The sequence below is a fragment of the Microcoleus sp. N3A4 genome (assembly GCF_036701805.1).
Taxonomy (GTDB): domain Bacteria; phylum Cyanobacteriota; class Cyanobacteriia; order Cyanobacteriales; family Microcoleaceae; genus Microcoleus.
The window spans coordinates 1-24,575 of record NZ_JAUBRJ010000015.1; the positions used below are offsets into that span (position 1 = coordinate 1).

At 45.9% G+C, this 24,575-nt stretch carries 29 protein-coding genes; 19 read left to right on the plus strand and 10 right to left on the minus strand.

All coding sequences use genetic code 11. The features are described 5' to 3' along the window. Positions 1-276 (plus strand): hypothetical protein (locus QUA56_RS11025; protein ID WP_333357094.1); only part of this gene is annotated, 276 nt, incomplete at its 5' end. A gap of 268 nt (positions 277-544) precedes the next feature. Here QUA56_RS11025 and nblB read toward each other — a convergent pair. Beyond that, positions 545-1,219, minus strand: a complete 675-nt coding sequence (gene nblB, locus QUA56_RS11030) for a phycobilisome degradation protein NblB (RefSeq protein ID WP_333357096.1) — start codon at positions 1,217-1,219, stop codon at positions 545-547. Between the two features lie 144 nt (positions 1,220-1,363). Further along, positions 1,364-1,825, minus strand: a complete 462-nt coding sequence (locus QUA56_RS11035) for a CBS domain-containing protein (RefSeq protein ID WP_333357099.1) — start codon at positions 1,823-1,825, stop codon at positions 1,364-1,366. A 247-nt stretch (positions 1,826-2,072) separates the two neighbouring features. Here QUA56_RS11035 and QUA56_RS11040 point away from each other — a divergent pair, with 247 nt between their 5' ends. The 3 genes from QUA56_RS11040 to QUA56_RS11050 all read left to right on the plus strand — a co-directional run bounded on the left by QUA56_RS11040 (position 2,073) and on the right by QUA56_RS11050 (position 5,161). Continuing rightward, on the plus strand, positions 2,073-2,399 hold the full coding sequence (locus QUA56_RS11040) for a (2Fe-2S) ferredoxin domain-containing protein (protein WP_333357102.1): 327 nt from the start codon (positions 2,073-2,075) through the stop codon (positions 2,397-2,399). 175 nt (positions 2,400-2,574) lie between these two features. After that, complete coding sequence (dacB, locus tag QUA56_RS11045; RefSeq protein ID WP_445242899.1) at positions 2,575-4,047, plus strand: D-alanyl-D-alanine carboxypeptidase/D-alanyl-D-alanine endopeptidase; 1,473 nt, start codon at positions 2,575-2,577, stop codon at positions 4,045-4,047. A 217-nt stretch (positions 4,048-4,264) separates the two neighbouring features. Next, positions 4,265-5,161, plus strand: a complete 897-nt coding sequence (locus tag QUA56_RS11050; RefSeq protein ID WP_333357107.1) for an alpha/beta hydrolase — start codon at positions 4,265-4,267, stop codon at positions 5,159-5,161. Positions 5,162-5,583: 422 nt separating this feature from the next. Here the strand turns inward: QUA56_RS11050 and QUA56_RS11055 are convergent, their stop codons facing one another. Further along, complete coding sequence (locus QUA56_RS11055) at positions 5,584-5,808, minus strand: response regulator transcription factor (protein ID WP_172191715.1); 225 nt, start codon at positions 5,806-5,808, stop codon at positions 5,584-5,586. Positions 5,809-5,837: 29 nt separating this feature from the next. Next, on the minus strand, positions 5,838-6,311 hold the full coding sequence (locus QUA56_RS11060; RefSeq protein WP_333357110.1) for a Coq4 family protein: 474 nt from the start codon (positions 6,309-6,311) through the stop codon (positions 5,838-5,840). Positions 6,312-6,489: 178 nt separating this feature from the next. Between QUA56_RS11060 and QUA56_RS11065 the strand changes: the two genes are divergently transcribed. Next, positions 6,490-6,696: a hypothetical protein gene (locus tag QUA56_RS11065; RefSeq protein WP_333357113.1), complete on the plus strand. Its 207-nt coding sequence runs from the start codon at positions 6,490-6,492 to the stop codon at positions 6,694-6,696. A 447-nt stretch (positions 6,697-7,143) separates the two neighbouring features. On the opposite strand, the gene QUA56_RS11070 is transcribed toward QUA56_RS11065, so the two are convergent. From QUA56_RS11070 to recA, 3 genes are all read right to left on the minus strand, one after another. Continuing rightward, on the minus strand, positions 7,144-7,410 hold the full coding sequence (locus QUA56_RS11070) for a Txe/YoeB family addiction module toxin (RefSeq protein WP_333242316.1): 267 nt from the start codon (positions 7,408-7,410) through the stop codon (positions 7,144-7,146). Continuing rightward, positions 7,403-7,657, minus strand: coding sequence for a type II toxin-antitoxin system Phd/YefM family antitoxin (locus QUA56_RS11075; RefSeq protein WP_242720579.1), 255 nt, complete (start codon positions 7,655-7,657; stop codon positions 7,403-7,405). The genes QUA56_RS11070 and QUA56_RS11075 overlap by 8 nt, the downstream gene beginning before the upstream one ends. A 323-nt stretch (positions 7,658-7,980) precedes the next feature. Next, positions 7,981-9,108 (minus strand): recombinase RecA, encoded by a 1,128-nt coding sequence (recA, locus tag QUA56_RS11080; protein ID WP_333357116.1) that lies wholly within the window; start codon positions 9,106-9,108, stop codon positions 7,981-7,983. Positions 9,109-9,433: 325 nt separating this feature from the next. On the opposite strand from recA, the gene QUA56_RS11085 reads away from it, so the two are divergent. After that, positions 9,434-11,050, plus strand: coding sequence for a glycosyltransferase family 39 protein (locus QUA56_RS11085; protein WP_333357119.1), 1,617 nt, complete (start codon positions 9,434-9,436; stop codon positions 11,048-11,050). Positions 11,051-11,281: 231 nt separating this feature from the next. Continuing rightward, positions 11,282-12,817, plus strand: a complete 1,536-nt coding sequence (locus QUA56_RS11090; protein ID WP_333357122.1) for a peptide ligase PGM1-related protein — start codon at positions 11,282-11,284, stop codon at positions 12,815-12,817. Positions 12,818-13,205: 388 nt separating this feature from the next. On the opposite strand, the gene lepB is transcribed toward QUA56_RS11090, so the two are convergent. Further along, on the minus strand, positions 13,206-13,814 hold the full coding sequence (gene lepB / locus QUA56_RS11095) for a signal peptidase I (protein ID WP_333357125.1): 609 nt from the start codon (positions 13,812-13,814) through the stop codon (positions 13,206-13,208). A gap of 401 nt (positions 13,815-14,215) precedes the next feature. On the opposite strand from lepB, the gene QUA56_RS11100 reads away from it, so the two are divergent. The 6 genes from QUA56_RS11100 to QUA56_RS11125 all read left to right on the plus strand — a co-directional run bounded on the left by QUA56_RS11100 (position 14,216) and on the right by QUA56_RS11125 (position 17,726). After that, entirely contained in the window at positions 14,216-15,544 is a 1,329-nt protein-coding gene (locus QUA56_RS11100) for a dihydroorotase (RefSeq protein ID WP_333357128.1), read from the plus strand. Between the two features lie 40 nt (positions 15,545-15,584). Further along, positions 15,585-16,103 (plus strand): hypothetical protein, encoded by a 519-nt coding sequence (locus QUA56_RS11105; RefSeq protein ID WP_333357130.1) that lies wholly within the window; start codon positions 15,585-15,587, stop codon positions 16,101-16,103. 65 nt (positions 16,104-16,168) lie between these two features. Then, positions 16,169-16,510, plus strand: a complete 342-nt coding sequence (locus QUA56_RS11110) for a DUF433 domain-containing protein (protein ID WP_015174644.1) — start codon at positions 16,169-16,171, stop codon at positions 16,508-16,510. Positions 16,511-16,513: 3 nt separating this feature from the next. Then, positions 16,514-16,846: a DUF5615 family PIN-like protein gene (locus QUA56_RS11115; RefSeq protein ID WP_333289036.1), complete on the plus strand. Its 333-nt coding sequence runs from the start codon at positions 16,514-16,516 to the stop codon at positions 16,844-16,846. A gap of 211 nt (positions 16,847-17,057) precedes the next feature. Then, positions 17,058-17,384, plus strand: coding sequence for a DUF433 domain-containing protein (locus QUA56_RS11120; RefSeq protein WP_333357396.1), 327 nt, complete (start codon positions 17,058-17,060; stop codon positions 17,382-17,384). Between the two features lie 3 nt (positions 17,385-17,387). After that, positions 17,388-17,726, plus strand: a complete 339-nt coding sequence (locus QUA56_RS11125) for a DUF5615 family PIN-like protein (protein ID WP_333357133.1) — start codon at positions 17,388-17,390, stop codon at positions 17,724-17,726. 16 nt (positions 17,727-17,742) lie between these two features. Here the strand turns inward: QUA56_RS11125 and tsaE are convergent, their stop codons facing one another. Both tsaE and QUA56_RS11135 read right to left on the minus strand, forming a co-directional pair. Continuing rightward, positions 17,743-18,192 carry a tRNA (adenosine(37)-N6)-threonylcarbamoyltransferase complex ATPase subunit type 1 TsaE gene (tsaE, locus tag QUA56_RS11130; RefSeq protein WP_333357137.1) on the minus strand — a complete coding sequence of 150 codons (450 nt, stop codon included), beginning with the start codon at positions 18,190-18,192 and terminating at the stop codon, positions 17,743-17,745. A gap of 129 nt (positions 18,193-18,321) precedes the next feature. After that, on the minus strand, positions 18,322-19,722 hold the full coding sequence (locus tag QUA56_RS11135; protein WP_333357139.1) for a gluconeogenesis factor YvcK family protein: 1,401 nt from the start codon (positions 19,720-19,722) through the stop codon (positions 18,322-18,324). A 164-nt stretch (positions 19,723-19,886) separates the two neighbouring features. Between QUA56_RS11135 and QUA56_RS11140 the strand changes: the two genes are divergently transcribed. From QUA56_RS11140 to QUA56_RS11165, 6 genes are all read left to right on the plus strand, one after another. Continuing rightward, complete coding sequence (locus QUA56_RS11140) at positions 19,887-20,669, plus strand: ATP-binding cassette domain-containing protein (protein ID WP_333357142.1); 783 nt, start codon at positions 19,887-19,889, stop codon at positions 20,667-20,669. Between the two features lie 79 nt (positions 20,670-20,748). After that, positions 20,749-21,123 (plus strand): four helix bundle protein, encoded by a 375-nt coding sequence (locus QUA56_RS11145; RefSeq protein ID WP_333107743.1) that lies wholly within the window; start codon positions 20,749-20,751, stop codon positions 21,121-21,123. A gap of 146 nt (positions 21,124-21,269) precedes the next feature. After that, a complete protein-coding gene (locus QUA56_RS11150; protein WP_333357145.1) occupies positions 21,270-22,760 on the plus strand; it encodes an MlaD family protein in 1,491 nt (496 codons plus the stop codon). 204 nt (positions 22,761-22,964) lie between these two features. Next, complete coding sequence (locus QUA56_RS11155) at positions 22,965-23,741, plus strand: Uma2 family endonuclease (RefSeq protein ID WP_333357148.1); 777 nt, start codon at positions 22,965-22,967, stop codon at positions 23,739-23,741. Positions 23,742-23,872: 131 nt separating this feature from the next. After that, entirely contained in the window at positions 23,873-24,193 is a 321-nt protein-coding gene (locus tag QUA56_RS11160; RefSeq protein WP_333357151.1) for a Uma2 family endonuclease, read from the plus strand. Positions 24,194-24,208: 15 nt separating this feature from the next. After that, the gene (locus tag QUA56_RS11165; protein ID WP_333357400.1) at positions 24,209-24,496 is read left to right on the plus strand and encodes a hypothetical protein; all 288 of its coding nucleotides are present in this window, start codon (positions 24,209-24,211) and stop codon (positions 24,494-24,496) included. Positions 24,497-24,575: the final 79 nt, after the last annotated feature.

Here is a 24,575-nt window from a genome sequence, read left to right on the forward strand (position 1 = left end):
GACTCGCTAGAGAGTTACCCAAAAGTTCTATCAATGGGTAACTCTGTCCAAGAATTACGTTACAGCTTCCAGCCCCGATCGCTAGCTGGTTGGGTACAATTCAATAATTGTGTTAATCCCTGCCACTGCTTTATCTATTTTGATTATAGCTGTTGTCAAAGTGTGGATGTCAAGAGCCCGGCTCTGGTTGGGAAAGGGAAAAGTGCGATCGACTTTGAGGAGAGTTTACAGGGAATTCGCGTGAAGCGAAGCTATCCCGTAGGGAATCGCCCGTGACATCAATACAATTTTAGATTTTAGATTTTAGATTTTAGATTTTGCCTGATGAGTAAGGTTTACGTTTCTAGCCAGCCAGCCTGCTGGCTGGCTAGAAACCCGGTTTCTACGAGTTTTGCCGACTGTCACGAGAAATATAGGAAGAAACCGGGTTTCTGAATTTTGTGTGCGATCGCGAACGGAGTTGTTACTAGAATCCGCACAAAAAATTCTAAATGAATTCAAAATTCACAACCGCGCAGGCTTGTTCGCGATCGCCAAAGCAATCTCAAGATTTCAAACTATTTTCTTGTGCGACTTTAGCCTCCTGAGCAACTTGTTCAACCTCATCTTTGGCGAGAATTTCCAAAGCCGCCTCTGCTTCTGTACCGCCCAGCCGCCCGAGAGCTTGGGCGACTCGGTAACGGATCTGCCAATCTGCATTGGAAGCGTAGGGAAGCAGCAGCGACAGCGCCCGCCGATCTCCCAATTCACCTAATGCGCTGATGGCAATGGTTTGGATCAATTCGTTGTCAGAAGTCAGGGCATTTTCTAACATCGGAAAGGCTTTCGGATCTCCCATTTCTCCCAAAGCAGCAATGATGCTCAGTTGCACCAGCCATTCTGATGTACTGCTGTAAACTTGCTCCAAATCTTCTAAAGCATCGGTTAATTTCAAGGCGCCCAAAGCATCGGCTGCTGCTGCTTGCACGTCGGGTTCGGGGTCGTTGTGCAGGCTGTGGAGCAGTACCTCTAAAGCATTCGGCAGATTCTGCGTGCCGAGGGTTGATATCTGGCTGACTGCTGCGTAGCGAACGCGGACGTTTTTGTCGCCGATCGCACTTTGAATCAGTTTATAAGCGATCGCGGGTTCTAGTTGCCGCAGTTGGTTGATTGCTCGCAGCCGATCGCCAAAATCCTCGGAATTTAGCAATTGTTCGACAGACTCAGGGGTAATGCTCATCGGATTTTAGATTTTAGATTTTAGATTTTAGATTTGGTAATTGGTAATTGCCAAAAGTGAGCGAGATTGAAAGAGCGATTCCCTACGGGATAGCTTCGCTTCACGACTCATTTTCTGATACAGTCCTGGAACTGCAAAAGTTAATTAAGATTCCGCAGCCATCGATCGGATAATATCTCCCCTAGTGAGGATGCCGATTACTTTGCCCGCAGTATCGACCACCGGCAATCGGTGGATGCTGCGATCGTGCATCAGTTTTGCTGCTTCTTGGACAGATTTGTCGGGCTCGATGGTAACTGGCTCTGTACTCATCGCTTCTCCTACTGTTTGTCCTAAAGCCTTGTGGAGGTCTCGCTCGTAACGAGATGGATTTTCCAAATAAATCACGCTGTCGAGCACCATGATGTAAGCGGGCGGAGTTACGCCGGTTTCGCGCCACATCAAGTCGGTTTCGGAGATGACTCCTACCAACAAGTCATTCTCATCTACGACGGGAAGACCGCTAATGCGTCGATCGGCTAAAATTTTAATCGCTTCGTTCAAGGGCATTTCGGGTCGCGCCAAAATCGGCTCGCGGCTCATTACATCGGCTACTGTTTTTGGCATGATTGGCGGTTGATTGAGTTGTTGCTCCAACTCCGATCATATAGGGAAAGCGCGGCACAGACTGAAGAAAGGCAGCTCTGCTGAAGAGATTCGTTAGAAGGTAGAAGGAAGGAAAAATTTTGAGGGCCAGAATTTTTGCTGTTTTTTTCGATCGCCTGTGTGAAATTCTGCCGTTTGTCGGACTCCGGCGGGCGATCGGCCTGACAAGATTGTTAAGATATATTAAAGAGCCGATAAATCCTTACCAATGCCAGAATCTCCAACCTCAGAACCAGACTCCCAACCAGAAGCTCGCTGTGTATTGGTTTGCCAGTATCAATCTTGCCTGAAAAACGGTTCAGCAGCAGTGCTAGCGGCTTTTGAAGCTCAACAACTTGCAGGGGTAACAGTTGAGGCCAGTAGCTGTCAGGGACAGTGCAACACTGGCCCGACTGTGCGAGTTACCCCAGACGAAATTTGGTATTGTCGAGTTAAACCGAGTGATGTGCCGTTGATTGTGGAAGAACACCTCAAAGAGGGAAAACCTGTAGAGGCGCTGTTCAATCCGAGAATTCATATGCGTTATTATTATTAGTTTTGACTTGATGGAAGTGCCAATTCCCAGCTCTCGCGCATCTAATTTGAATAGTTATTACAGCAGATTGCAAGTTTATGAAGTACACCGAGCGATCCCCGTAGGGACACGGCATTGCCGTGTCCCTACAAGGGTTAATTTGAATAGTTATTGTTGTGGAAATTGCACTTTGAAAATCAAAGGAATTGCGCTTAGTTTGTTAGTCCTAATTCTGGGGCGTCCGTCGGCGGTTGCGGCTCAAACGCCTACTGTTGCTGGGGATATTTGTCCTGGGGAATTGGGGGCACAAGTAGATGCGATCGCCAACCGTCCCGAATTTAGCCGATCGCGCTGGGGCATTTTGATTCAACCTCTATCTTCTACTGCTACTCTCTACAGCCGCGACGCCCAAAAATATTTTATTCCAGCATCAAATGTCAAGCTGCTAACCACAGCCGCTGCTTTGCAGAAACTCGGTGCCGATTTTCGGATTAAGACATCGGTTTACAGCGGCGAAAATGGGAGTTTGTTCGTTGCCGGCAGGGGAGATCCGAGCATTGCTGAGCCTCAGTTGAAATCCTTGGCGCAGCAGTTGAAACAGCGGGGAATCAGTCAAATTAACCAGTTGATTGGCGATGACAGTTATTTTCAAGGCAGTGCAGTCAATCCGAATTGGGAATGGGAAGACGCGCAAGCTGGCTACGGTGCGCCGATTAACAGTTTAATTTTCAATCAAAACGCGATCGAACTTCTCTTGTCCCCGCAGGCGATCGGGCAACCTCTGAAAGTTACTTTTGCCGAACCAAAGCTGGCAAATCAGTGGCAAATTCAGAACAATTCAGTAACAGTCGCCCAAAACGAATCTGAGTTTATTGAAGTTGGCCGGGAGTTCGATCGACCTGCAATTCGAGTTAGCGGACAGTTGAAAGTTGGTGCAGAATCAGAACCAGCTTATGTCGCCGTTGTCAACCCCGCTAATAATTTTTTGCAGCATTTTCAGCAAGTTCTGGCGGCGGAGGGAATTCCTGTTAAACAGGCTTTCGTTGCATCTGCTTCTGGGAATTTTCATCAAGAATTAGCGACTGTTGAATCGCCGGCGATGGCGGAATTGGTGAAAGAAACTAATCGGGAAAGCAACAATCTTTATGCAGAAGTTTTATTGAGGTTGCTGGGAAAAGTTACAGACAAAATGCCCCTGCCGCAAACACTCACAGGCAAGATGCCTGTGCCACAAGAGGATACAGGTGAAATCGGTTTGAAGGAGTTAAAAACAGCTTTAACTCAATTAGGAGTAAATCCAAACAGCTACATCTTAGCCGACGGTTCGGGACTTTCCCGCCACAATTTAATTAGTCCAGAAGCCTTGGTGCAAACTTTGAGGTTTATGGCTAATTCACCTGCTGCATCTATTTACCGCCAGTCACTGCCGATCGCGGGCGAGAGCGGCACTTTGAAAAATCGCTTAAACATTACACCAAACCGCGTAATTTTGCAAGCAAAAACAGGAACTTTGAGCGGAGTTTCGGCGCTGTCGGGATATATCGAAGTTCCGAATTACGAGCCGCTGGTGTTTAGCATTATCGTCAATCAATCTGACCTATCGGCTGCAAAAATGCGTTCGGCAACTGACGAAATTGTGCTATTATTAAACCGCCTGCGCCGCTGTTAAAACAACAGATTTAAGGTGAAAAAGTTAAGATTAGTAATTACACCTAAAAAACAGGACACCGAAAAACCCTACAAGTTTTAAGTTTAATTAGATTGCAGCGGCGGGACTCGAAAAGCAGCTACAATAAAAGCAGAAACATTAAAACCATTGGGCCGTTTCAGCCTGCTACCAGTCGGCGGGTTCTGTACTTCCCCTAAATAAGTCTAACTTTCCAACTATGAATTCTTTCGATTCCGAACAGCAACACATCTTTGTCGAAACCAATGACATCCGGCTGCACTGCGTTTCTCAAGGAGAAGGGGAGCTCGTTCTGCTCCTGCACGGGTTTCCAGAGTTTTGGTACTCTTGGCGCCATCAAATCCCTGCCTTAGCGCGTCATTTCAAGGTTGTGGTGCCGGATTTGCGGGGCTACAACGATTCCGACAAGCCGGCCAGCGGCTACGATTTAGATACGCTGAGCGCCGATATTCGCGGTTTGATCGATCGGCTCGGCTATACAAAAGCTCACGTTGTCGGTCACGATTGCGGAGGTGCGATCGCGTGGAATTTAGCTCAAAAATTCCCCGAAAAGCTCAATCGTTTGGCAATTTTAAACGCTCCGCACCCGCAGCGATTCGTGCAGGAAATGGCGAGCAATTTAGATCAAATCCGCCGCAGTTGGTACGTTTTGGCTTTTCAGGTTCCCGGCATTCCCGAATGGTTGATCCGGCAAAACTTAAAAGATTTTGTGAAAAATGTTTTTCAAGGACAAGCTGTTCGCAAAGGAGCTTTTAGCGCTGAAGAAACTAAGATTTATCAGACCGCTTTAGAAAAGCCGGGAGTGTTAGCGGCGGCGATGAATTATTACCAGCAGATGTTTCACCCGCAGCGGCTTTGGAATTGGGGACAGAAATTAGAACCCGTGACAGTTCCTACTTTGGTGCTTTGGGGAGAAGAAGATGCGTTTTTGAGCCACAAACTTGTAGAAGGTTTAGACCGGTTAATTACGGCTCCGTTTAAGTTGAAATTAGTTCCTAACTGCGGTCACTGGATTCAGCAGGAAGCGCCGCAAACGGTGAATCGAGAATTGCTGAGTTTTCTGAGAACTTCTTCTCCTTCTTTGGCTTTGGCATAGAAAAAAATTAACGCTTGCAAATAAGAACGGGCAAGATTCCCGTTCCACAAGAACATTGAATTTTTGTGGAACGGGCATCTTGCCCGTTCTTAATATCTGACGCACCCTACTTATTTATTAGTTGTAGGGTGCGTCAGATTTGAGATTCTCAATTTGCACAGAAAGTATCTTTCTGACGCACCGATTTTTGCAAGGTGCGTCAGTTGCGAGATTGTTGGTTTGTAACGAAAATAATCCTAGCTGACGCACCCTACTTATACTAATTCTCAAAACTCATGCAACAGTATCTGTATGGTGCGTCGCCACCCTTAAATCTTAAATAATATCCACAATCTTTGAGCGACGCACCTTACACAATATTTCAGCAAACAAACCCACACTCATTATTGTTGCTTTCTGGAGGCGAGAATTGGTATTATTTATTAGTCCCAGAGCAAATTTTCTTGGATCAGCAGTGCAATCATGGCAGTTCTGGAACAAACACCGAGTTTGATAAAAATCCGCCTCACGTAAGTAGCAACCGTCCAGTGACTGATATTTAAATTTTTGGCAATACATTTGTTTGGCAGGCCTTGGGCTACTAATTGCGCGATCGCTCTTTCCCGTGGACTCAGGCTAATTTCCGGTTTGTCACTTGTGCTTTGCATACTTTTGCAATGAGGTAACGAGTTAAAATCTAATCAATTAAGGGTTGAATTCCGAGTTTTTGTCGAACTTCAGATAAAGGAGTTTCCCAATCAGATGCAACATCCCAGTCTATTAGCCGACTGGCTAGTTTTCCGTGTTTTAAGCCTTTGATAATTTGTCCGATCGCGCATTTGCCACCGATCAGTCCAACTAACACTAAAATCGCACAGGAAGGGCGAAATACTTGAGCGCGAGTAAACGCTTGAAGTACAAATTCATCTTCTGTTGAAGCTGAAAGACCGGTCAGCACGTGCCAAACGTCGTGGTTTCGCTGAATCCAGTCTCCCGATGCGATCGGCTCAAAGCCTTGTTCGTCTAGAAATCGCGCCACTTCGCACCCTAATGTTCCTGCTGGCAGTTGGCGCAATTTTGCCAAGTCTATTTCAAAATGTCGATCGCTCTCAATTTGAGGATTAATTGTTTGAGCCATCTTTAATATAACTTCTAATTGACCGTCTGCCATGATTTCTTCTCCCTCCAACAATGATTTAAGTTTCTAGCAAATTTAATTCGTGTTTTTCAAGTTCATTTTTCGCTGAATCAATACGATTTTTTTTACGGACTCAGCTTAGAAATCGTACTTTCTGTCACAGCAATTGGCTTTCAGGAGCTTTTACATTTCTTTACAAACAGCCTCAGAGGTGAAATCTGCCAGTTGCCAAAATCAAAAGAGTGTTAGTTACCGCAACTTGACCCACCGGGAAGTACCCGTAAAATCCACAATATTTAGCGGTGATTGGAACTCCTTTACTTACGTATGTAAATTTATTCTGCTGCTAATTATTAGCACCTGCAATGAGTTACAAGTTGCAGAGTGCAAAAGCGGCGAGGCGGGCGATCGCAACTGAAGAGAATTGAAGGGATCTGAAGTAGGGTGAAGTAAAAGCCGGGTAATACTAAATCCGGGTTAAGATTTGCCCAATAATGAACCTGTTTATAAGTATAAAAAAGACAATACAACTGAGGTTTCATGGGTGGACACTTATCCAGATTATGTGGTTGCGTAGAGTGCTTGATTGAAGAGTTATTGAAGCTAGGAAATCCCAAAGAAGTCCGCGTTATTTTGTGGTTTCACTACTAAACAATCCATCGCTGCATAACAATTGCCATGCAAAGGAGTACCCTCTCATCCCTGTTTATCCTGCAAAACTTACATAGCGTGACAAAAGTTACGCTCGCCCGTTAAATAGAAACTCGCTATCGTCATAAAATTAAAATTAAAGTGCTCAAAGAATCGCCGACTTTCCTGTTAAACAAAAACGTCGCACCATAGCTACAGCCTGCAAAGGAGGATGTCAATCAGAATAGTGGTATCGACAAGAGATAATCGTTAGATACTCGTCATCCACAGCATAAACTAATCGATTCGTATCATCAATTCGCCGCGACCAAAAACCAGCCAGATTCTCCCTCAGTGGTTCTGGCTTTCCGATCCCCTCAAACGGCAATCGGATTGTTGCCTCAATTAGCTTGTTAATTCGTTTTAACGTTTTCTTGTCTTGCCCTTGCCAATATAAATAATCGCCCCAAGCCTCATCCGTCCATGCTAACTTTCTAGTCATCCAACAAATTTCGCTCCACCACTTTCCCCTGCTTAAACTGAGCAATAGAACGCTCCAAATGGGCAGCATTGGCGGGAGATTTGAGTAAATGAACTGTTTCCAGCAAACTATTAAAGAACTCTAGCGACATCACCACGGCATCCTCCGCATCCCGTCTAGTGATGATGGTATAGTCCGTATCTTCCACTACTCTGTCTAAAACAGCCTTGAGGTTATTTCTCGCTTCGCTAAAAGAAACAATATTCATGTACTTCACACTTGTACTACTTACTGTACAAGTATAGCAATCCGCAATATATTCGGCAATCCCGATCTCATATCGTGTCCGGTCAATTTACTGGTTTTATGGCTGTGTTACTGGTTTATATCAATTCCGTTAGCATCGGAATGATATAAACAAACGGAGGACACGGCTTGGCCTTAGTCCCTACAATCGATCGTGGTAGGGACTAAGGCCAAGCCGTGTCCTCTATATCATTCCGGTGCAGCCGGAATTGATATTACTTTCGCAAAGAACGAAAGTAACGAGTAAACAACCAGTAAACGAGTAATAATTGAGGACTAAAAAACTTAGATTTCTTCGTCCAAATCTTCTACCTCATCTACCTCATCTACATCATCTACATCATCTACATCATCTACCTCAATAGGAGCGACAGAATTAGCAGAAACCAGAGCACCAGTCTCAAGTTTCTTTTTAACTAGCTCCTCAATTTCATTTTTGAAATCGATGTTTTTCTCCATGTGCTGGATCACTTTGTCTCGTCCTTGAGCTATGTTCTCTCCGTTGTAGCTATACCAAGAACCTTTTTTCAGAATTACTCCCATTTCGTCTGCCAAGTCAGTCAGACAGCCTAAAGTAGAAATGCCTTTGCCAAATACAATGTCAAATTCGGCAATGCGGAAAGGCGGAGCAACTTTATTTTTAGCAACTTTAACTTTCGTGCGGTTGCCGTATTCTTCTGTACCTTTTTTCAAGCTTTGAATGCGGCGAATATCGAGCCGCACGCTGGCGTAGAATTTGAGTGCGTTGCCGCCGGTTGTGGTTTCGGGGTTGCCGTAAGTTATGCCGATTTTCTGCCGCAGTTGGTTGAGGAAAATGACGGTACAGCCGGATTTGCCGATGTTGCCGGTGATTTTCCGCAAAGCTTGACTCATCAATCGGGCTTGCAAACCCATGTGAGAGTCGCCCATGTCGCCTTCAATTTCGGCGCGGGGGACGAGGGCGGCTACGGAGTCGATGACTACGATATCGACGGCGACGGAACGCACGAGTTGATCGACAATTTCCAGGGCCATTTCGCCGGTATCCGGCTGGGAAACTAAGAGATTTTCAATATCGACGCCTAAAGCTGAGGCGTAGGTGGGATCGAGGGCGTGTTCGGCATCGACGAAGGCTGCGATACCGCCGGATTTTTGGACTTCGGCGATCGCGTGGAGGGCTAGAGTGGTTTTACCGGAACTTTCCGGGCCGTAAATTTCAATAACTCGACCTTTTGGCAAACCGCCGCCCAAAGCAATGTCCAGTGTCAGGGCTCCGGTGGGAATGGTTTCTACCCTCATGCGAGTGGAGTCTCCCAATCGGACGATCGCCCCTTTGCCAAAGCTGCGCTCGATTTGGGAGAGTACGGAAGTTAGAGCTTTTTGCTTTTCTGAGTTTTCAGTGGAAGTTTTTATAGACGCTTCTTTTTTTGCCATTTGCGGTACGCGGGTAGACCCCTTGCGGAGCTTGTTGATTAACTGTACAACACGTATGTTAGCAGTTATTTTTGGGCTCTGGAGGTTCTGGGAGGATCTGGCTGAAGATTCTTGATTTTGGGGTGGTTCAGCCTGCTCCAGGCTTCAGAATGCCCAAGATGTAGAAGGGAGCATCCCAATTTTAACTGGTTCCCAGGCTCTGTCTGGGAACCGATGTCCAGAGGCTCTGCCTCGAAAAGCTTACATTAAAATTGGAGGCAGAGCCTCCGGATCTGTGTTACCAGGCAGAGCCTGGTAACAAGTAATCGCCACAATTAGGACAAGCATGGGATCTACAACACCTCAAGACACATCTGTTAATACCAAAAATTCCCGCTGGCTGATGAGCTTATTGGCGATCGGCATTTTACTAGGTATCGGATTTCGGTTTTTTGAGATCGATCGCAAACTTTACTGGCACGACGAAGCTTACACATCAATCCGCGCCGCTGGTTTCACCCGCCAAGAAATCGACGACGAACTATTCCAAAACCGGATTGTTCCCGCACCCGAATTGCAAAAATATCAGCGGATTAAACCGGGAAGTACAGAAGCAGACACAATTCGTTCTTTAGCACTGGAAGACCCGCAGCATCCGCCTTTATACTTTCTCATGGCTCGTTGGTGGATGCAGCAATTTGGCAGTTCTCTAACAGCATCCCGCACTTTGCCCGCACTATTGAGTTTGCTGTCGCTGCCTTTGATGTACGCTTTAGCTCAGGAACTTTTTGCCTCGAATTTGGCGGCGTTATTAGCAACAGCACTTTTGGCTTTATCTCCCTTTGATATCTTGTTTGCTCAGACAGCAAGGCAGTACAGTTTGCTGACAGCCGCAGTTATTGGCAGCAGTTGGCTGCTGCTGAGAGCTGTGCGGTTGCAGGGTTGGCAAAACTGGGCGTGTTACTCGCTGGCGATCGCCCTTGGTTTCTACACTCACCCTTTCTTCAGTTTAACTCTCATCGGACACGGAGTTTTTATAATTGCTTACTGGTTGTTTGTCAAAAAAAGAGAATTGGAAGGTCACGTCACTAATTCCCAATTTTTTCTAGCAGTAATAGCAGCTTTAATATTGTATTTCCCGTGGATTTACGTGCTGGCAACCAACCTGGAACGAGCATCAGCTACGACTGATTGGACGCGAGTATCTCCTGGTTGGCTGTATCTTGTCAAATTGTGGACGCTCAGCTTTACAGCCTTATTTTTTGACTTGGACTTCGGGTTTGATAATATTGGGAATTATCTGCTGAGATTGCCATTTTTGCTGTTAATTGCGGCAGCTATTTACAAAATCTGCCGCTGGACTAGCAGTTCAACTTGGCTGTTTATTGTAACATCAATTTTTGTACCTTTTTCGATCCTGGCTTTACCGGATCTAATCTTAGGCGGCAAACGTTCGGCCGTCAGCCGCTATCTGATTTCCTGCTTTCCGGGAGTGCAGCTAGCAGTTGCTTATTTGTTAGCAAGTAACGTGAAAACTCAACAGCGGTTTTGGCAAGTCATTTTAGCCTTGGTATTTACAGCAAGTATAGCATCCTGTACGGTCAGCGCTTTTTCTGATACTTGGTGGAGCAAAGACTTGAGCTATTTTAATGCTGAAGTTGCGAAAACTATTAACAAAGAGGCGATAGCTAACCGATCGATTAAAGATACAATTGTCATTAGCGATCGCGGGAACGATTTTACGAACATGGGAGATTTGCTTTCTCTGAGTTATTTGCTCGACAAAGACGTGCGGCTGATCCTGATGAGCCAGTCGCCAGAAATCGAGATGCTGAACAAATATTCGGCTCCCCTGGTGTTTCGCCCTTCGGAAAAATTGCGATCGGCACTCAAGCAAAATCAACGCCGGTTAGAGCCTATATTGGAATATGCCAAACTTTTTCGAGTGCGGCGAGCTTCTTAGAGCAGTTCAGAAAAGTGATACAGATAGATTGTACGCTGTAAGGACACGGCAATGCCGTGTCCGGCGCGGGGATTAGGACACGGCACTGCCGTGTCCCTACTATTTGGACATTTTTGTCAATATTCCCGTTAAGGTGCGTCAGAAAAAAACTGTGTCAGTTGTCTCAAGTATTGGGGCTGACACACCCGACATCATCAGCAATAATTATTTGAATACTTAGGATTAAACGCAATGCAAGAGTTAAATAATTCATCTTCCGAATCCGCACAGCAATTTCGCAATCTTCAGACAGAATTACGCGAACGTTGGGGAGCGATCGAAGAATTCGACAGCGGAGATTGTGACATTATCGTCATTCCTTCTCTCAGCTTAGATCAGCAAGAAATGCTGAAAATTGAGGGGGCTTACCACTATGAAGAGCGGCATTTATTTTCATTGATTCGCCTGCGAAATCCCCGCACGCGCTTAATTTACATTACCTCCGAGCCCTTGCACCCGATGATTGTGGATTATTACCTGCAATTGTTGCCGGGAATTCCGTTTTCTCACGCGCGCGATCGGCTTTTGCTGTTCTGTGCTTACGATGCTTCTGCCAAATCCCTCACCCAGAAAATTTTAGATCGTCCCCGCTTGATGGATCGCATTCGTCAAGCAGCGCGACCGACAAAATCTTATATGGTTTGTTACAACTCGACGCCCTTAGAACGCGAGTTATCTGTTAAATTGGGGATTCCTTTGTGGGCCAGCGATCCCGATCTGTTATACTGGGGAACAAAAAGCGGTAGCAGGCAAATTTTTAAAGAATGTGGCGTGCCTTGTCCTGACGGTTCCGAGTTGGTTTGGAATGCGGAAGATTTAGCAGAATCTGCGGCCGGGCTGTGGGAAAGGCAGCCGCATTTGCAGCGGATGGTAATTAAGTTAAATGAAGGTTTTTCGGGGGAAGGAAATGCAATTTTAGACTTGAAGCCGATCGCAGATAAAGCGCCTCAAGAAAGAGTCAAAGCAATTGGCGATCGCTTCCAGAATTTACGCTTTCAATCCAGAGGCGAAACCTGGGACAATTTTAGCAGCCGCATTCCCGAATTAGGGGCAATTGCCGAAGCATTTATCGAAGGAGAAAAAAAGTTCTCGCCCAGCGTTCAAGGCAGAATTGTCCCCAGCGGCGAAGTAGAAATTCTCTCAACCCACGACCAAATTTTAGGAGGCCCAGACGGTCAAATTTTCTTGGGCTGCCGATTTCCGGCGGACGAATCTTATCGAATAGCGTTGCAGGAATTGGGATGGAAAGTAGGGCAAAACTTAGCTAAAAAAGGTGCTTTAGAGAGATTTGGAGTAGATTTTCTCGCGGTAAAGCAACCCGATGGGAAATGGGATCTTCAAGCAATAGAAATTAACTTACGGAAAGGAGGCACAACTCATCCGTTTATGGCTTTGAAGCTGTTAACAAACGGTCGGTACGAGCGTACTACGGGATTGTTTTACAGTCAGCAGGGCCGTCCGAAATATTATGTTGCTTCCGACAATTTGAAAAAAGAGCGTTATCGGGGATTGTTGCCGAACGATTTGATGGATATTATTGCTGACAATCAACTGCACTTTGACACCGGTACTGAGACGGGGAGTGTGTTTCATTTAATGGGCTGTTTGTCGGAATTTGGCAAATTGGGATTGACGAGTATCGGCAACTCGCAGCAAGAGGCTGAGGAGATGTATAACAAAGTTGTGAAAGTGCTCGATCGCGAAACGTCAGGCGATTTTAGATTTTAGATTTTAGATTTTAGATTTGCTCCAGTCAGTCAGCTTAGATCCCTGGCTTCTTGAAGAAGTCGGGGATCTAATATCCCTCGCGTTTTGTATAGCAACCGGCAAGACGATTAGGATGTTCTTAATCACCCAAATCATTGCTATTATTGAATTGGCCTTCTTGGTTCTTCCTTCTTCCTTCCGTTAGAGCTAATTTTTAGCGGGATAAAGGGGCGTGGGGTCGATCCACAAACCCCGGCGGTTGAAACCGCGTCTACACAAACAAAACCCGCAAGGCAAGGGTTGAAGAATCGATCGCACATTGCTCTCAAATTCCATATTCCTTAGTCCGCTTGGAGTGGACATGGTTTGTGTAGATGCGGTTTCCAACCGCCGATGATTTGAATGGTAGCTAATTTTTAGCGGGATAGAGGGGCGTGGGGTCGATCGAACCTGTGCGGTTGAGCGGCCAAAAACGGACGATCGCCCTACCGATGATATTTTGCTTCGGCACAAAGCCCCAATAATGGCTGTCGCAGCTTGCGTTGCGGTTGTCGCCGAGCACCAAGTAAGAATTTTGAGATACCACTACAGGCCCGTAGGGATACTGCGGAATTTCTTCAATATATTTTTCCTGTAGCGGCTGCTTGTTAATAAAAACTTTTCCCTCTCTCACTTCCACGCTGTCCCCTGGAAGTCCGATCACTCGCTTGATATAGGCATCTTTGATCGGTGGCGGCTGTCCCGTGCACAAACTAGCCGGATCGGGAGGCATAAATACGATAATATCTCCTCGGTGGGGGTCTTGGAATCGATAGCTCACCTTATCTATAATTAATCGATCGTTAATTTGTAAGGTTGGAAGCATTGAGCCGGTGGGAATGTAACGAGCTTCGGCAACCAGGGTGCGGATGCCAAAGGCCAAGAATGCTGCTAAACCGATCGTCTTAATTCCTTCTATCCAAGGATTTTCGGTGTCTTGCGGGGGTTTTTCGTCGGCTGACTTGTCTAGACGAGTCATAAGTATTAGGTGACTGGGCTGGATACAAATTATAAACTTAATTCCGAGTTTTTTCAGGAAATCTGCAAAATCTTCGCCGGCAGGGTGGGTTTTTGCATTGGCCCTGCTAATTGACGAGTGCAAAACCTCGATTTGTGTGGGAACAATCTTTTGAGGAGTGGCTAGGAATGCCCACCCATAAAAAAATATTGGTTGCTTCACAGGCATCTGCCTGTTACCTCAAACGCGCGCCGTAAGAAACCCGGTTTCTTGCATAGATATATCGTCCTCAACCTCTTGTTTTTTGTATAAACCGGGTTGGTGAGCGCAAGTCCCATTCATATTTCTTACTATTAGCAGACCTATTTTGAGGATAAAATTTTTCCAGGCTCACACACACATTACTCATTTAATTATAGCTTATGCCGACCACATCAAGTTTGTTAATCCGCCGCGCTCGCATTTTGTTACCCGACGGGGAGTTTTTGGTAGGGGACGTGCAAATCTGCGATGGCAAAATTGTTCGGGTTGCTCCTGAAATTGCCGCATCGGGCGATCGAGAAATAGATGCGATCGGCTTAACTCTGTTACCCGGAGTCATTGACCCGCAAGTTCACTTCCGGGAACCGGGTTTAGAACACAAGGAAGACTTGTTTACCGCTAGCTGTGCTTGCGCTAAGGGTGGCGTGACTTCATTTTTGGAAATGCCGAATACGCGACCCCTGACAACAACCCAAGCTGCCTTAGATGATAAACTAAGCCGCGCTGCTGAGAAGTGTTTGGTGAATTACGGCTTTTTTATTGGGGCCACAGCCGAGAATTTGCCGGATTTGTTGAATGCGAATCCGACTCCGGGAATTAAGGTGTTTATGGGTTCGATGCACGGGCAGTTGTTGGTCGATGGAGAAGCAACTTTAGAGCAGATTTTTGCCAAGGGCGATCGACTAATTGCCGTGCACGCCGAAGACCAAGCTAGAATCAACCAGAGGCGTCAGGAATTTGCCGGGATTTCCGATGTTGCCGTTCACTCGCAAATTCAAGACAATCAAGCAGCTTTATTAGCAACTCAGCTAGCATTAAAACTTTCTAATAAATATCAGCGCCGACTGCACATTCTGCACCTTTCCACGGGAGATGAAGCTGAGTTGTTGCGGCAAGAAAAACCGAGTTGGGTAACGGCGGAAGTAACGCCGCAACATTTGTTACTCAATACCAGCGCTTATGAAACCATTGGCAGTTTAGCTCAGATGAATCCGCCTTTGCGCGAACCCCGCGATAACGAAATACTTTGGCAAGCTTTATTAGATGGCGTAATTGATTTTATCGCCACCGATCACGCGCCGCACACATTAGCAGAAAAAGCTCAAAATTATCCGAATACGCCGTCTGGAATGCCCGGAGTCGAAACTTCTTTGCCTTTGATGCTGACCCAAGCAGTAGAGGGAAGATGTACAGTGGCGCAAGTTGCTAATTGGATGTCAACGGCAGTTGCTAAGGCTTATAAAATTCCGAACAAAGGGTCGATTACTCCGGGTTTTGATGCGGATTTGGTATTAGTAGATTTGGATAATTATCGACCAGTCGTGCGAGAAGAAATGGTGAGCAAGTGCGGCTGGAGTCCCTTTGAAGGATGGAATTTAACTGGATGGCCAGTTGTGACTGTTGTGGGAGGAAAAGTTGTGTTTGAGAATGGTAAATTGGATACAAATATGAGGGGAGAAGCTTTGAGATTTGACGCGGAGCCAGCTTGAATACAGGTAAAGTGTTAAAATCCGATCGAGGATAACAGTAATGGCAAAGTTGTACCAATATGTAGGCTCGAATGAAATTCGGCTTTCTGTTGCTGACTTTCCTATTGGTACTAGGATTGATTCAGTCAGTCAGCTAGAGAAATGGATTGCTAAAACTAGCCGGAAGCCGAATATTTTTAGTTCGATCGCAGCCACTTTTGTAGTAGATTTAAAAGGCGATCTTTGCATCGCCGATCGCCACTCAGAACATATAGCTTGTGCGGGCGGATTTCCTGTACTCTCGGCGGGAGAAATATTTTTTGGAAGCGGCAATCGCGTCTGGGAAGTGCTAGAAATTACCAATCAATCAACAGGCTTTTGTCCCGAACCCGAGTCTTGGTTTCAAGTAGCGGAATCTCTCGATCGCATACCGATCTATCGCCCCGATAAATTTACAATAGAGTTTGTATTTCGCCGCTGTCCTGCGTGTCGCCAACTGAACATTATCAAAGAAAACCTATTTGTATGTTCGGTCTGCAATACCGACTTGCCCCATCTTTGGAATTGCGACAATTTTTGAGCCTAACTCAAAAATCTTTTGCTAAAATAACTGTATATTCTCCTATTGCAAAGGCGATATTACCCATGCTTCTCCAAGAACTAGAAACACAACTCCTGGCCTTAACTCCGACTGAGAAAGCTGAAGCCATCCGGCTTTTAACCCAAAGTTTAAACAATAGTTGGCCGGGAATTACCAAAACTCCTGACGTGTGTGGCGGCGATGCTTGCATTGCCAAAACTAGACTTCCAGTTTGGCTGTTCGTGAGTTTGCGCCGTCAAGGTTCAAGCGATGCTGAACTTCTACAATTTTATCCCCAGTTGAATGCTGCAAACTTAGTAAATGTCTGGACTTATGCTGAGGCTAACTCCGAAGAAATTGAAACAGCACTCCGAGAAGAAGCAGCAGCAATGATGCAGGAAGTATAATTTATGGCACGTCTCTATGCAGATGAACAGTTCCCGTTTCCTGTTGTGGCTTTGCTGCGAAATTTAGGTCACGATGCCCTGACTATTCAAGAGGCCGGAAATGCCGGAGATGATGACCCCGAAGTATTAGCCTTTGCTGTGAATAACGATCGCGCGGTTATGACGCAAAATCGCCGGCATTTCATTCGCTTGCACGCTCAACAACCCAACCATGCTGGTATTATCGTGTGTACAGACGATAAAAATCTAGAAAGGTTGGCAACACGCATCAATGATGCTATTGCTGGTGAAGAAACTTTGAGAGGCAAATTGATTCGTGTCAACCGTCCGCAGTAAGTTCGATCGCCCGATAAATTTACAATAGAGTTTGTATTTCGCCGCTGTCCTCGTGTCGCCAACTGAACATTATCAAAGAAAACCTATTTGTATGTTCGATCTGCAATACCGACTTGCCCCATCTTTGGAATTGCGACAATTTTTGAGCCTAACTCAAAAAATTTTTGCTAAAATAACTGTATATTCTCCTATTGCAAAGGCGATATTACCCATGCTTCTCAAAGAACTAGAAACACAACTACTGGCCTTAACTCCCAGCGAAAAAGCCGAAGTTCTACGGCTTTTAACTCAAAGTTTGAACAATAGCTGGCCGGGAATTACGAAAACTCCCGACGTGTGTGGCGGCGATGCTTGTATCGCTAAAACTCGCATCCCAGTTTGGCTGCTTGAAAGTTTTCGCCGTGAAGGTTCAAGCGATTCTGAACTTCTACAATTTTATCCCCATCTCAGCGCGGCCGATCTAGTCAATGTTTGGACTTATGCTGATGCACATCTGGAGGAAATCGAAGAAGCAATCTGCAAGAATGAGGAAGCCTGAGTCATGCTGAATTTGTATGCAGACGAACAATTTCCTTTGCCAGTTGTGCAATTGCTGCGCGCTTTTGGTCACAATATCCTGACTGTTCAGGAAGCAGGAAAAGCAGGACTTGGGATTCCAGATCCAGAGGTGCTAGCATTTGCTATAAGCAAAGATAGAGCTGTTTTGACATTAAATCGATTTGATTTCATCGGACTGCACAACCGACAGCCAGACCACGCTGGTATTATTGTTTGTACCAAAGATAGGAACGTAGAAGGGTTGGCAACACGCATCAATGATGCTATTGCTGGTGAGGAAACTTTGAGAGGCAAATTGATTCGTGTCAACCGTCCGCAGTAAGTTCTATCGCCTTTTCTCAAATTTCCAATTGCCAATCCAATAAGTCGCCATTACCAATTACTTCAATTTGCCGCCCGTTATCTAGATAACTCAAAGAAATTTGCAAATAATTCTCGGGTTTATATTGCAATCTTTCCGCCCATTCGATCGCCACAATTCCCAAATCCCTTTCTAATCCGTCCCAATAACTTTCTAAGTGCAAAGCCTCGGCTTCTGCGGGTTCCAGTCGATACAAATCTAGATGATACAGCGGAATTCGCCCTGTAAAATACTCGTTAATCAGGGTGAAAGTAGGACTCTCAATCGAGTCTGAGATTCCTAAACCTTCAGCGATGCCTTGAACCAAGGTAGTTTTGCCCGCACCTAAATCTCCTTGTAATAAGATTACAGTGCCTGGGGAGAGCGATCGACCTAATGACACGCCCAACTTGCGCGTAGCTTCAGAATCTGGAAGCAAAGTTTTCATTTCAATAATTAGTCATGAGTCCTTAGTCATTTGTTATTTGTTATTTGTTACTCGCTTGCGACTGCTAATAACCAATAACCAATAACATTAGTCTGCACCGTCAACAGTCAACAGTCATCAGTCAGCAGCTTAAATGTTCTGGGCGCGGCCGTACCAACGCAGCAACATCCCCGCCAATCTTTGAGAATTGTGGCGAATTAAACCCGTATTTTCATCTTCATCCATGACATTTGCGATGACAACTCGCCGCCCCAATTGCGTTACGGCTTCTCGATCGAGCACAACCGGATAAGAATTCTCCTGAGAATAGCGGATCAAAGCCTTTGCAGAAGGGACTTTTCCTTGAACTACTACAGCATCGAACAGCGGCCGGCCGCAAGCGCGGTCGATCGCCCGAATGTGGTCTGCAACACTGTATCCGTCTGTTTCCCCCGGCTGAGTCATAATATTGCACACATAAATGCGCGGAACTTCGCTGTTGGCGATCGCATCAGCAATTTCCGGCACCAACAAATTCGGAATGACACTCGTATAAAGACTCCCCGGTCCAATAATGATAAAATCCGCTTCCCGAAGTGCTTGGGCCACCTTGGGCAACGCCGGAGGATTAGCAGGAGTGCAGCCAATTTTGATGATTTTTCCGTTAGCTTTTGTAATGCTGGACTCCCCCTCAATCCTCCGGCCGTCAGCCAGTTCGGCCCACAAAGAAACGTCGCTCAGAGTAGCCGGCAGCACCTCTCCCCTCACTGCTAAAACTTTAGAACTCGCGGCGATCGCCTGTTCCAAATCTCCAGCAATATCGCTCATCGCCGTCAAAAACAAATTCCCAAAACTGTGACCCACCAAACCGTCACCGGCCTGAAAGCGATATTGAAATAACTCAGTCAATAACTTTTCCTCATCTGCCAAAGCCGCCAAACAATTGCGAATGTCTCCCGGCGGCAATACCCCAATTTCCCGCCGCAGCCGCCCGGAAGACCCCCCATCATCCGCCACCGTGACAATAGCAGTGATTTTGGCACTGTAATCCTTCAATCCCCTGAGCAAATTAGAAAGACCCGTACCGCCCCCAATTGCCACAATTTTCGGGCCGCGGTGCAAGCGGCGGTGGTTGAGGAGTCGATCGACCAATTCCTCGTTCCCTTCCGGCATCAGCACTTGAGTAATAGAGTTCAAACTGCGAGTTTGCCCCCACAGAATTAACAAAATCCCGCCAGCAATCACGATCGGGCCCGACACGTAATTGGGAACAACTTCTGCAATCCACGCCAAAAAATTTCTCAACAATTGCAATAAGAAGAAAATGGGAGTCATCCCAGTCCAAATCGCTAAACCCAAAGTGGCAAGTACCACGCCGCTGGCACTGATCAGCAGCCACCGTTTCACTAACAGCCCGGGGGCTAACCACTTAAACCACTGGTGAACTCGCCCGTTCCGCAAAGAAGGGGGGTAAGGATTTCTGGAACTGGCAAAAACCTGCTTGGCTTTAGCCAAGACGCGGAGGGCTTTAGGAAGTGAACTAATTGACATGGTTAATTAGTCTTAAGGGTATTGGAACAGCTCGAGCTGACAAATTTACAATACAAGAGAGTTTTGATTCTGGCAGTCAATTTAAGTCATTAGTTATTAGTCATGAGTCATTAGTCATTAGCTAGACTGATGACTGAGGACTGACAACTTATTGATAACATCTTATGGCTGAGCCGCTAATCGAACTCAAAGGGGTAAGTAAGTCCTTCGGCCAGAACCCGATCCTCGATCGAGTCGATCTGAGGATTTATCGGGGAGAAGCCCTGGCAATTATTGGCCCTTCCGGGACGGGGAAATCTACGATTTTGCGGATAATTGCGGGTTTGTTGGCCCCGGATGCCGGGGAGGTTTTCGTTCAGGGACAGCGCAGGGTCGGATGGGTGGACGACGTGGCAGATCCGATCGGGATTGGGATGGTGTTTCAGCAAGCGGCTTTGTTTGATTCGCTGACGGTGGAGGAGAATGTCGGTTTTTTACTGTACCAGCATTCTAAGCTGCCGCGCCGCCGCATTCGGGAATTGGTGGAGGAAAAGTTGGAGATGGTGGGTTTGCCGGCAATTGGCGAACGCTATCCGGCGCAGTTGTCTGGGGGAATGCGGAAGCGAGTAAGTTTTGCCCGCGCCATCATGGCGAATCCCGAAAATGACAGGGATAATCCAGAGGTTTTGCTGTACGACGAACCGACGGCGGGTTTAGATCCGATCGCTTCGACGGTAATTGAAGATTTAATCCGCGAGTTGCAGGCGGCCCAAGGTGTTTGCAGCACTTATGCGATCGTCACTCACCAAGACAGTACCATCCGCCGCACTGCCGATCGCATCGTGTTTCTCTATCAAGGCAAAGTGCAGTGGGAGGGAACTGTCAATGACATTGCATCGACAGATAATTTGTTAATTCAACAATTTTTTAGCGGCAGCGTTACTGGGCCAATTCAAGTGATTGGATAGTCAATTGTTATGAGTCAGTTGGCAGTTGGCAGTTGTCAGTTGGCAGTTGTCAGTTGTTTGTATTGTTGGGAGATAGCATATGTCACAAACAAACTTTCAGAAGTTAGATGTTTATAAATTAGCTGAAAAATTAGCTGATGAAATTTGGAATATTGTTATAAAATGGGACGCACTAGCAAAAGATACGGTCGGCAAGCAAATTATTCGATCTGCTGATAGTATTGGTGCTAATATTGCTGAAGGAGATGGTCGAGGTAGCTATCAGGATCATCGGCGATTTATCAAGATTGCCAGAGGTTCTTTATATGAAACAAAGCACTGGTTGAGACGGGCTTATACTAGGCAACTACTAACAAGTACGCAAGTAGAAACACTCAAGCCAATTATTGACGAACTGTCGCCCAGGCTAAACGCCTATCTAAAATCTATAGGCAACACATCAGACAAAAATTAACAACTATCAACTCCCAACTATCAACTGCCAACTGCCAACTGCCAACTGCCAACTATCAACTGCCAACTGCCAACTATCAACTATCAACTGCCAACTATCAACTGCCAACTATCAACTGCCAACTGCCAACTGCCAAAGGAGGTAATATGCGATCGCGAACTGTAAGAGAAGGTTCTGTCGGGTTCTTAATTTTAGTAGGAATCGGTTTATTTGGCGGCTTAGTGCTCTGGCTGCGGGGCGTGCAGCTAGGGAACCGCAGCTACAAATTCGCCGTAGAATTTGCCAGCGCCCAAGGAATGCAAATAGGCACGCCCATCAGGTATCGCGGGGTTGCAGTCGGTAAAATTACGGCCCTCAAACCGGGTTCCAACGGCGTAGACGTGACGCTGGAGATTGCCCCCGGTACTTTAGTGATTCCCAGGGATGTTACGATCGAAGCGAATAAATCGGGTTTAATTGGCGAATCGTCGATCGACATTACCCCCAACTCGATTTTGCCAGAATCGTTACTTACCGCCAATCCCGTTAGTGCCGACTGTCCCCCTGAAATTATCTGTAAAAATTCGCGCTTAAAAGGTCAAGCTGGAGTCAGTATCGACGAACTAATTCGATCCACAGTCCGCCTAGCTAATTTCTACACTGACCCAGCGCTGTTCAACAATATTAAATCCATTGCAGAGAATACAGCCAACACAGCTCAAGGTGCAGCTAAACTAACTCAAGATTTATCGAGTTTAACTCAAACTGCCAAAGCAGAAATAAAAAATTTAAATCAATCTGTAAGGGGAGACCTTGGCAGCTTAAGTCAATCAGTAAAAACAGACATAGCCAGTTTAAATCAATCGCTAAAGGGGGAAGCCAGCAGTTTGAATCAATCATTAAAAGGAGAAGCAACCAGTTTAAATCAATCGCTCAAAGCGGAAATATCAGGAGTCGCCACTGATGTTTCTAAAGTAGCAGCTACGGCGGACACTTCCACAAAAGCCGTATCGGCCGCTGCGATAAATTCTGCTAATTCAGTAACTCAAGCAGCCAATCAAGTTACATTAACAGCCAACCAACTCAATTCTTTAGTAGCAACCAACCGCGCCAGTTTAGTCTCAACTCTGAATAACATCAATCAAAGCAGTCAGGAACTGCAGGTAGCTGTCAGCAGTTTGAGTCCGACAATTAATCGAATCAACCAAGGACAATTGCTGAACAATTTAGAAGTTTTATCAGCGAATGCTGCCCAAGCTTCTGGTAATTTGCGAGATTTATCCAGCCAGGTAAACAATCCCGCCACTTTGCTATTATTGCAACAAACTCTAGATTCCGCACGAGCTACATTTCAGAACGTGCAGAAAATTACTTCCGACGTAGATGATTTGACGGGAGATCCGGCTTTCCGCAACAACATTCGCAGGTTGTTCAACGGATTGGGAGGCTTGTTGGGTTCGACAGAACAACTGCGACAGCAAGTTAAAGTGACTCAAACATTAGCTCCCCTTTCTGAGAAAGTAAATGCGAGTAAAACTGCCAGAAATCCATCAGTAGAGCCTGGATTTCTTCGCTTGCAAAAACAGCCTAAATTGCCTGTTATACCTTCTCAAACTGCAAGGTCAGCAGAACCAGTTGCTCCAGAAAATACCCCTTAAAACATGGTATCATTGAATAACCGCAATTATTGCAAGATTTGCGAGTTCCTATGTTTCTTAACTCTGCATTCTCTGCGTTAAACAGGGGTAAGGTGCCCAGTCCGCACCTACAGTTAGTAAGGTGCCCAGTCCGCACCCGCGCCTTAAAGTTATTGTCTAAATCCTATTAACAAAAAACTCTTTCAATCTCAACAAGGAAAACCAATGACGCAAACTTTATCGAAACTGACCGAAACCAAAACCCAGTATACTGTAACTTGGGAAAAATTGCCAGATGACTTTAAATTACCCGACGATCCTGTGGAAAATATCGACCAACCACTTTTAGCCGCCGCCCTGCGAGAAGCCTTGGATATCGCAGGATTTATCCTAGCTTCAATGCTAATAGCTTCCAATTTTGGACTGTGTGCCAAAGTCAACGACAAAACAGTAGTAAAAGCCCCTGATTGGGTGTACGTTCCCTCGGTATTGCCAGCAGAACCAGGAGAAGTTCGCCGCAGTTATACGCGCAATGCTGAGGGAGAAGTACCCGCAGTAGTGATGGAATTTTTATTGGATACAGACGGCAGTGAATATTCAAATAAACCGACATATCCTTACGGGAAATGGCGGTTTTACGAGCGAATTTTGCAAGTGCCGATTTATGTAATTTTTGAACCTAAATCGGGAGTATTGGAAGTCTACAGACTCTCGAATTCGGGAGAATACGAACTGCAAGAACCGGATGCTAATCAGCGATTCTGGATAGAATCAATGGGTTTATTTCTGGGGGTTTGGGAAGGTGAAAAATCTCAGAGAACGGGTTATTGGTTGCGCTGGTGGGATGAGAATGGGAATTTGCTGCTGTGGGGTGCCGAACGGGTGGAAGAGGAACGCCAGCGCGCCGAAGAGGAACGCCAGCGCGCCGAAGAGGAACGCCAGAGGGCCGATCGACTAATGGCATACTTGAGAAGCCAGGGCATCGATCCTGATGGCATTTGAGGGTGTGGGAGGTCGATCGATTTTAGATTTTAGATTTTAGATTTTAGATTGAATAATTGGGAATCAAGGAGCCAGAGCGAGCGATTTTAGAGTTGAGATTTTCGATTTTCGATTGGGAATTAAGGAGCGCCATGACTGCAATAACATTAGAAGAGAAATTAGATCGGCCGTTACTATTTCCAGGGTTAACGTGGGAACAATTCAAAACTTTAGAACCGATGCTGGATATTCCAGGAATTCGGCTGTCTTTTTTAGAGGGGATACTTGAGATTCAGAAAATGCCTGGAAGAAAACACGAAACAGCCAAGGGACGTATCGGTGCGTTGGTAGAAACTTACATGATGGCGGCAGGAATCGATTTCACCCCTACGGAGTCTCTGCCTTTAGAAAATGAATCGCGACTGGTGAAGTGTGAAGCAGACAAGTCTTACGAATTGGGTGCTGATAGATAACGTCCAGATTTAGCGATCGAAGTTGTCGTCACTAGCGGCGGAATTGATAAGCTAGAGGCTTACAAACGGCTGCAAATCCTTGAAGTCTGGTTTTGGGAAAACAGCCGACTGTCTCTGTATGCTCTCAGAGAGCAAGGATACGAAGAGATTGCAAGTTCCCAATTGCTCCCAGAACTCGATATTGGTTTACTCGTCAGGTGTGTTAATATGCCGAGTCATGTTGAGGCAATTAAGGAATTCAAAAGGGCGATCGATGGGGATTTGTTGTCAAAAATAGATAATACCAGAACCCCTAATTCTTGAATAAGTCGGGACTCTCAAGCACGAGATAGTTTTACATTTAATTAAATTAACCTACTTAGTTGCCGAAAACAAGTTTATA

Excerpts from the sequence above, each read along its gene's own strand:
- nblB (WP_333357096.1), bottom strand. The coding sequence starts at position 1,219 with ATGAGCATTACCCCTGAGTCTGTCGAACAATTGCTAAATTCCGAGGAT.
- QUA56_RS11050 (WP_333357107.1), top strand. The coding sequence starts at position 4,265 with ATGAATTCTTTCGATTCCGAACAGCAACACATCTTTGTCGAAACCAAT.
- QUA56_RS11145 (WP_333107743.1), top strand. The coding sequence starts at position 20,749 with ATGTCACAAACAAACTTTCAGAAGTTAGATGTTTATAAATTAGCTGAA.
- QUA56_RS11070 (WP_333242316.1), bottom strand. The coding sequence starts at position 7,410 with ATGACTAGAAAGTTAGCATGGACGGATGAGGCTTGGGGCGATTATTTA.
- QUA56_RS11155 (WP_333357148.1), top strand. The coding sequence starts at position 22,965 with ATGACGCAAACTTTATCGAAACTGACCGAAACCAAAACCCAGTATACT.
- QUA56_RS11120 (WP_333357396.1), top strand. The coding sequence starts at position 17,058 with ATGCTTCTCAAAGAACTAGAAACACAACTACTGGCCTTAACTCCCAGC.
- QUA56_RS11085 (WP_333357119.1), top strand. The coding sequence starts at position 9,434 with ATGGGATCTACAACACCTCAAGACACATCTGTTAATACCAAAAATTCC.
- QUA56_RS11125 (WP_333357133.1), top strand. The coding sequence starts at position 17,388 with ATGCTGAATTTGTATGCAGACGAACAATTTCCTTTGCCAGTTGTGCAA.
- QUA56_RS11100 (WP_333357128.1), top strand. The coding sequence starts at position 14,216 with ATGCCGACCACATCAAGTTTGTTAATCCGCCGCGCTCGCATTTTGTTA.
- QUA56_RS11160 (WP_333357151.1), top strand. The coding sequence starts at position 23,873 with ATGACTGCAATAACATTAGAAGAGAAATTAGATCGGCCGTTACTATTT.
- QUA56_RS11090 (WP_333357122.1), top strand. The coding sequence starts at position 11,282 with ATGCAAGAGTTAAATAATTCATCTTCCGAATCCGCACAGCAATTTCGC.
- QUA56_RS11115 (WP_333289036.1), top strand. The coding sequence starts at position 16,514 with ATGGCACGTCTCTATGCAGATGAACAGTTCCCGTTTCCTGTTGTGGCT.
- recA (WP_333357116.1), bottom strand. The coding sequence starts at position 9,108 with ATGGCAAAAAAAGAAGCGTCTATAAAAACTTCCACTGAAAACTCAGAA.
- QUA56_RS11135 (WP_333357139.1), bottom strand. The coding sequence starts at position 19,722 with ATGTCAATTAGTTCACTTCCTAAAGCCCTCCGCGTCTTGGCTAAAGCC.
- QUA56_RS11110 (WP_015174644.1), top strand. The coding sequence starts at position 16,169 with ATGCTTCTCCAAGAACTAGAAACACAACTCCTGGCCTTAACTCCGACT.
- QUA56_RS11140 (WP_333357142.1), top strand. The coding sequence starts at position 19,887 with ATGGCTGAGCCGCTAATCGAACTCAAAGGGGTAAGTAAGTCCTTCGGC.
- QUA56_RS11150 (WP_333357145.1), top strand. The coding sequence starts at position 21,270 with ATGCGATCGCGAACTGTAAGAGAAGGTTCTGTCGGGTTCTTAATTTTA.
- tsaE (WP_333357137.1), bottom strand. The coding sequence starts at position 18,192 with ATGAAAACTTTGCTTCCAGATTCTGAAGCTACGCGCAAGTTGGGCGTG.
- QUA56_RS11060 (WP_333357110.1), bottom strand. The coding sequence starts at position 6,311 with ATGGCAGACGGTCAATTAGAAGTTATATTAAAGATGGCTCAAACAATT.
- QUA56_RS11035 (WP_333357099.1), bottom strand. The coding sequence starts at position 1,825 with ATGCCAAAAACAGTAGCCGATGTAATGAGCCGCGAGCCGATTTTGGCG.
- QUA56_RS11040 (WP_333357102.1), top strand. The coding sequence starts at position 2,073 with ATGCCAGAATCTCCAACCTCAGAACCAGACTCCCAACCAGAAGCTCGC.
- QUA56_RS11055 (WP_172191715.1), bottom strand. The coding sequence starts at position 5,808 with ATGCAAAGCACAAGTGACAAACCGGAAATTAGCCTGAGTCCACGGGAA.
- QUA56_RS11075 (WP_242720579.1), bottom strand. The coding sequence starts at position 7,657 with ATGAATATTGTTTCTTTTAGCGAAGCGAGAAATAACCTCAAGGCTGTT.
- QUA56_RS11105 (WP_333357130.1), top strand. The coding sequence starts at position 15,585 with ATGGCAAAGTTGTACCAATATGTAGGCTCGAATGAAATTCGGCTTTCT.
- lepB (WP_333357125.1), bottom strand. The coding sequence starts at position 13,814 with ATGACTCGTCTAGACAAGTCAGCCGACGAAAAACCCCCGCAAGACACC.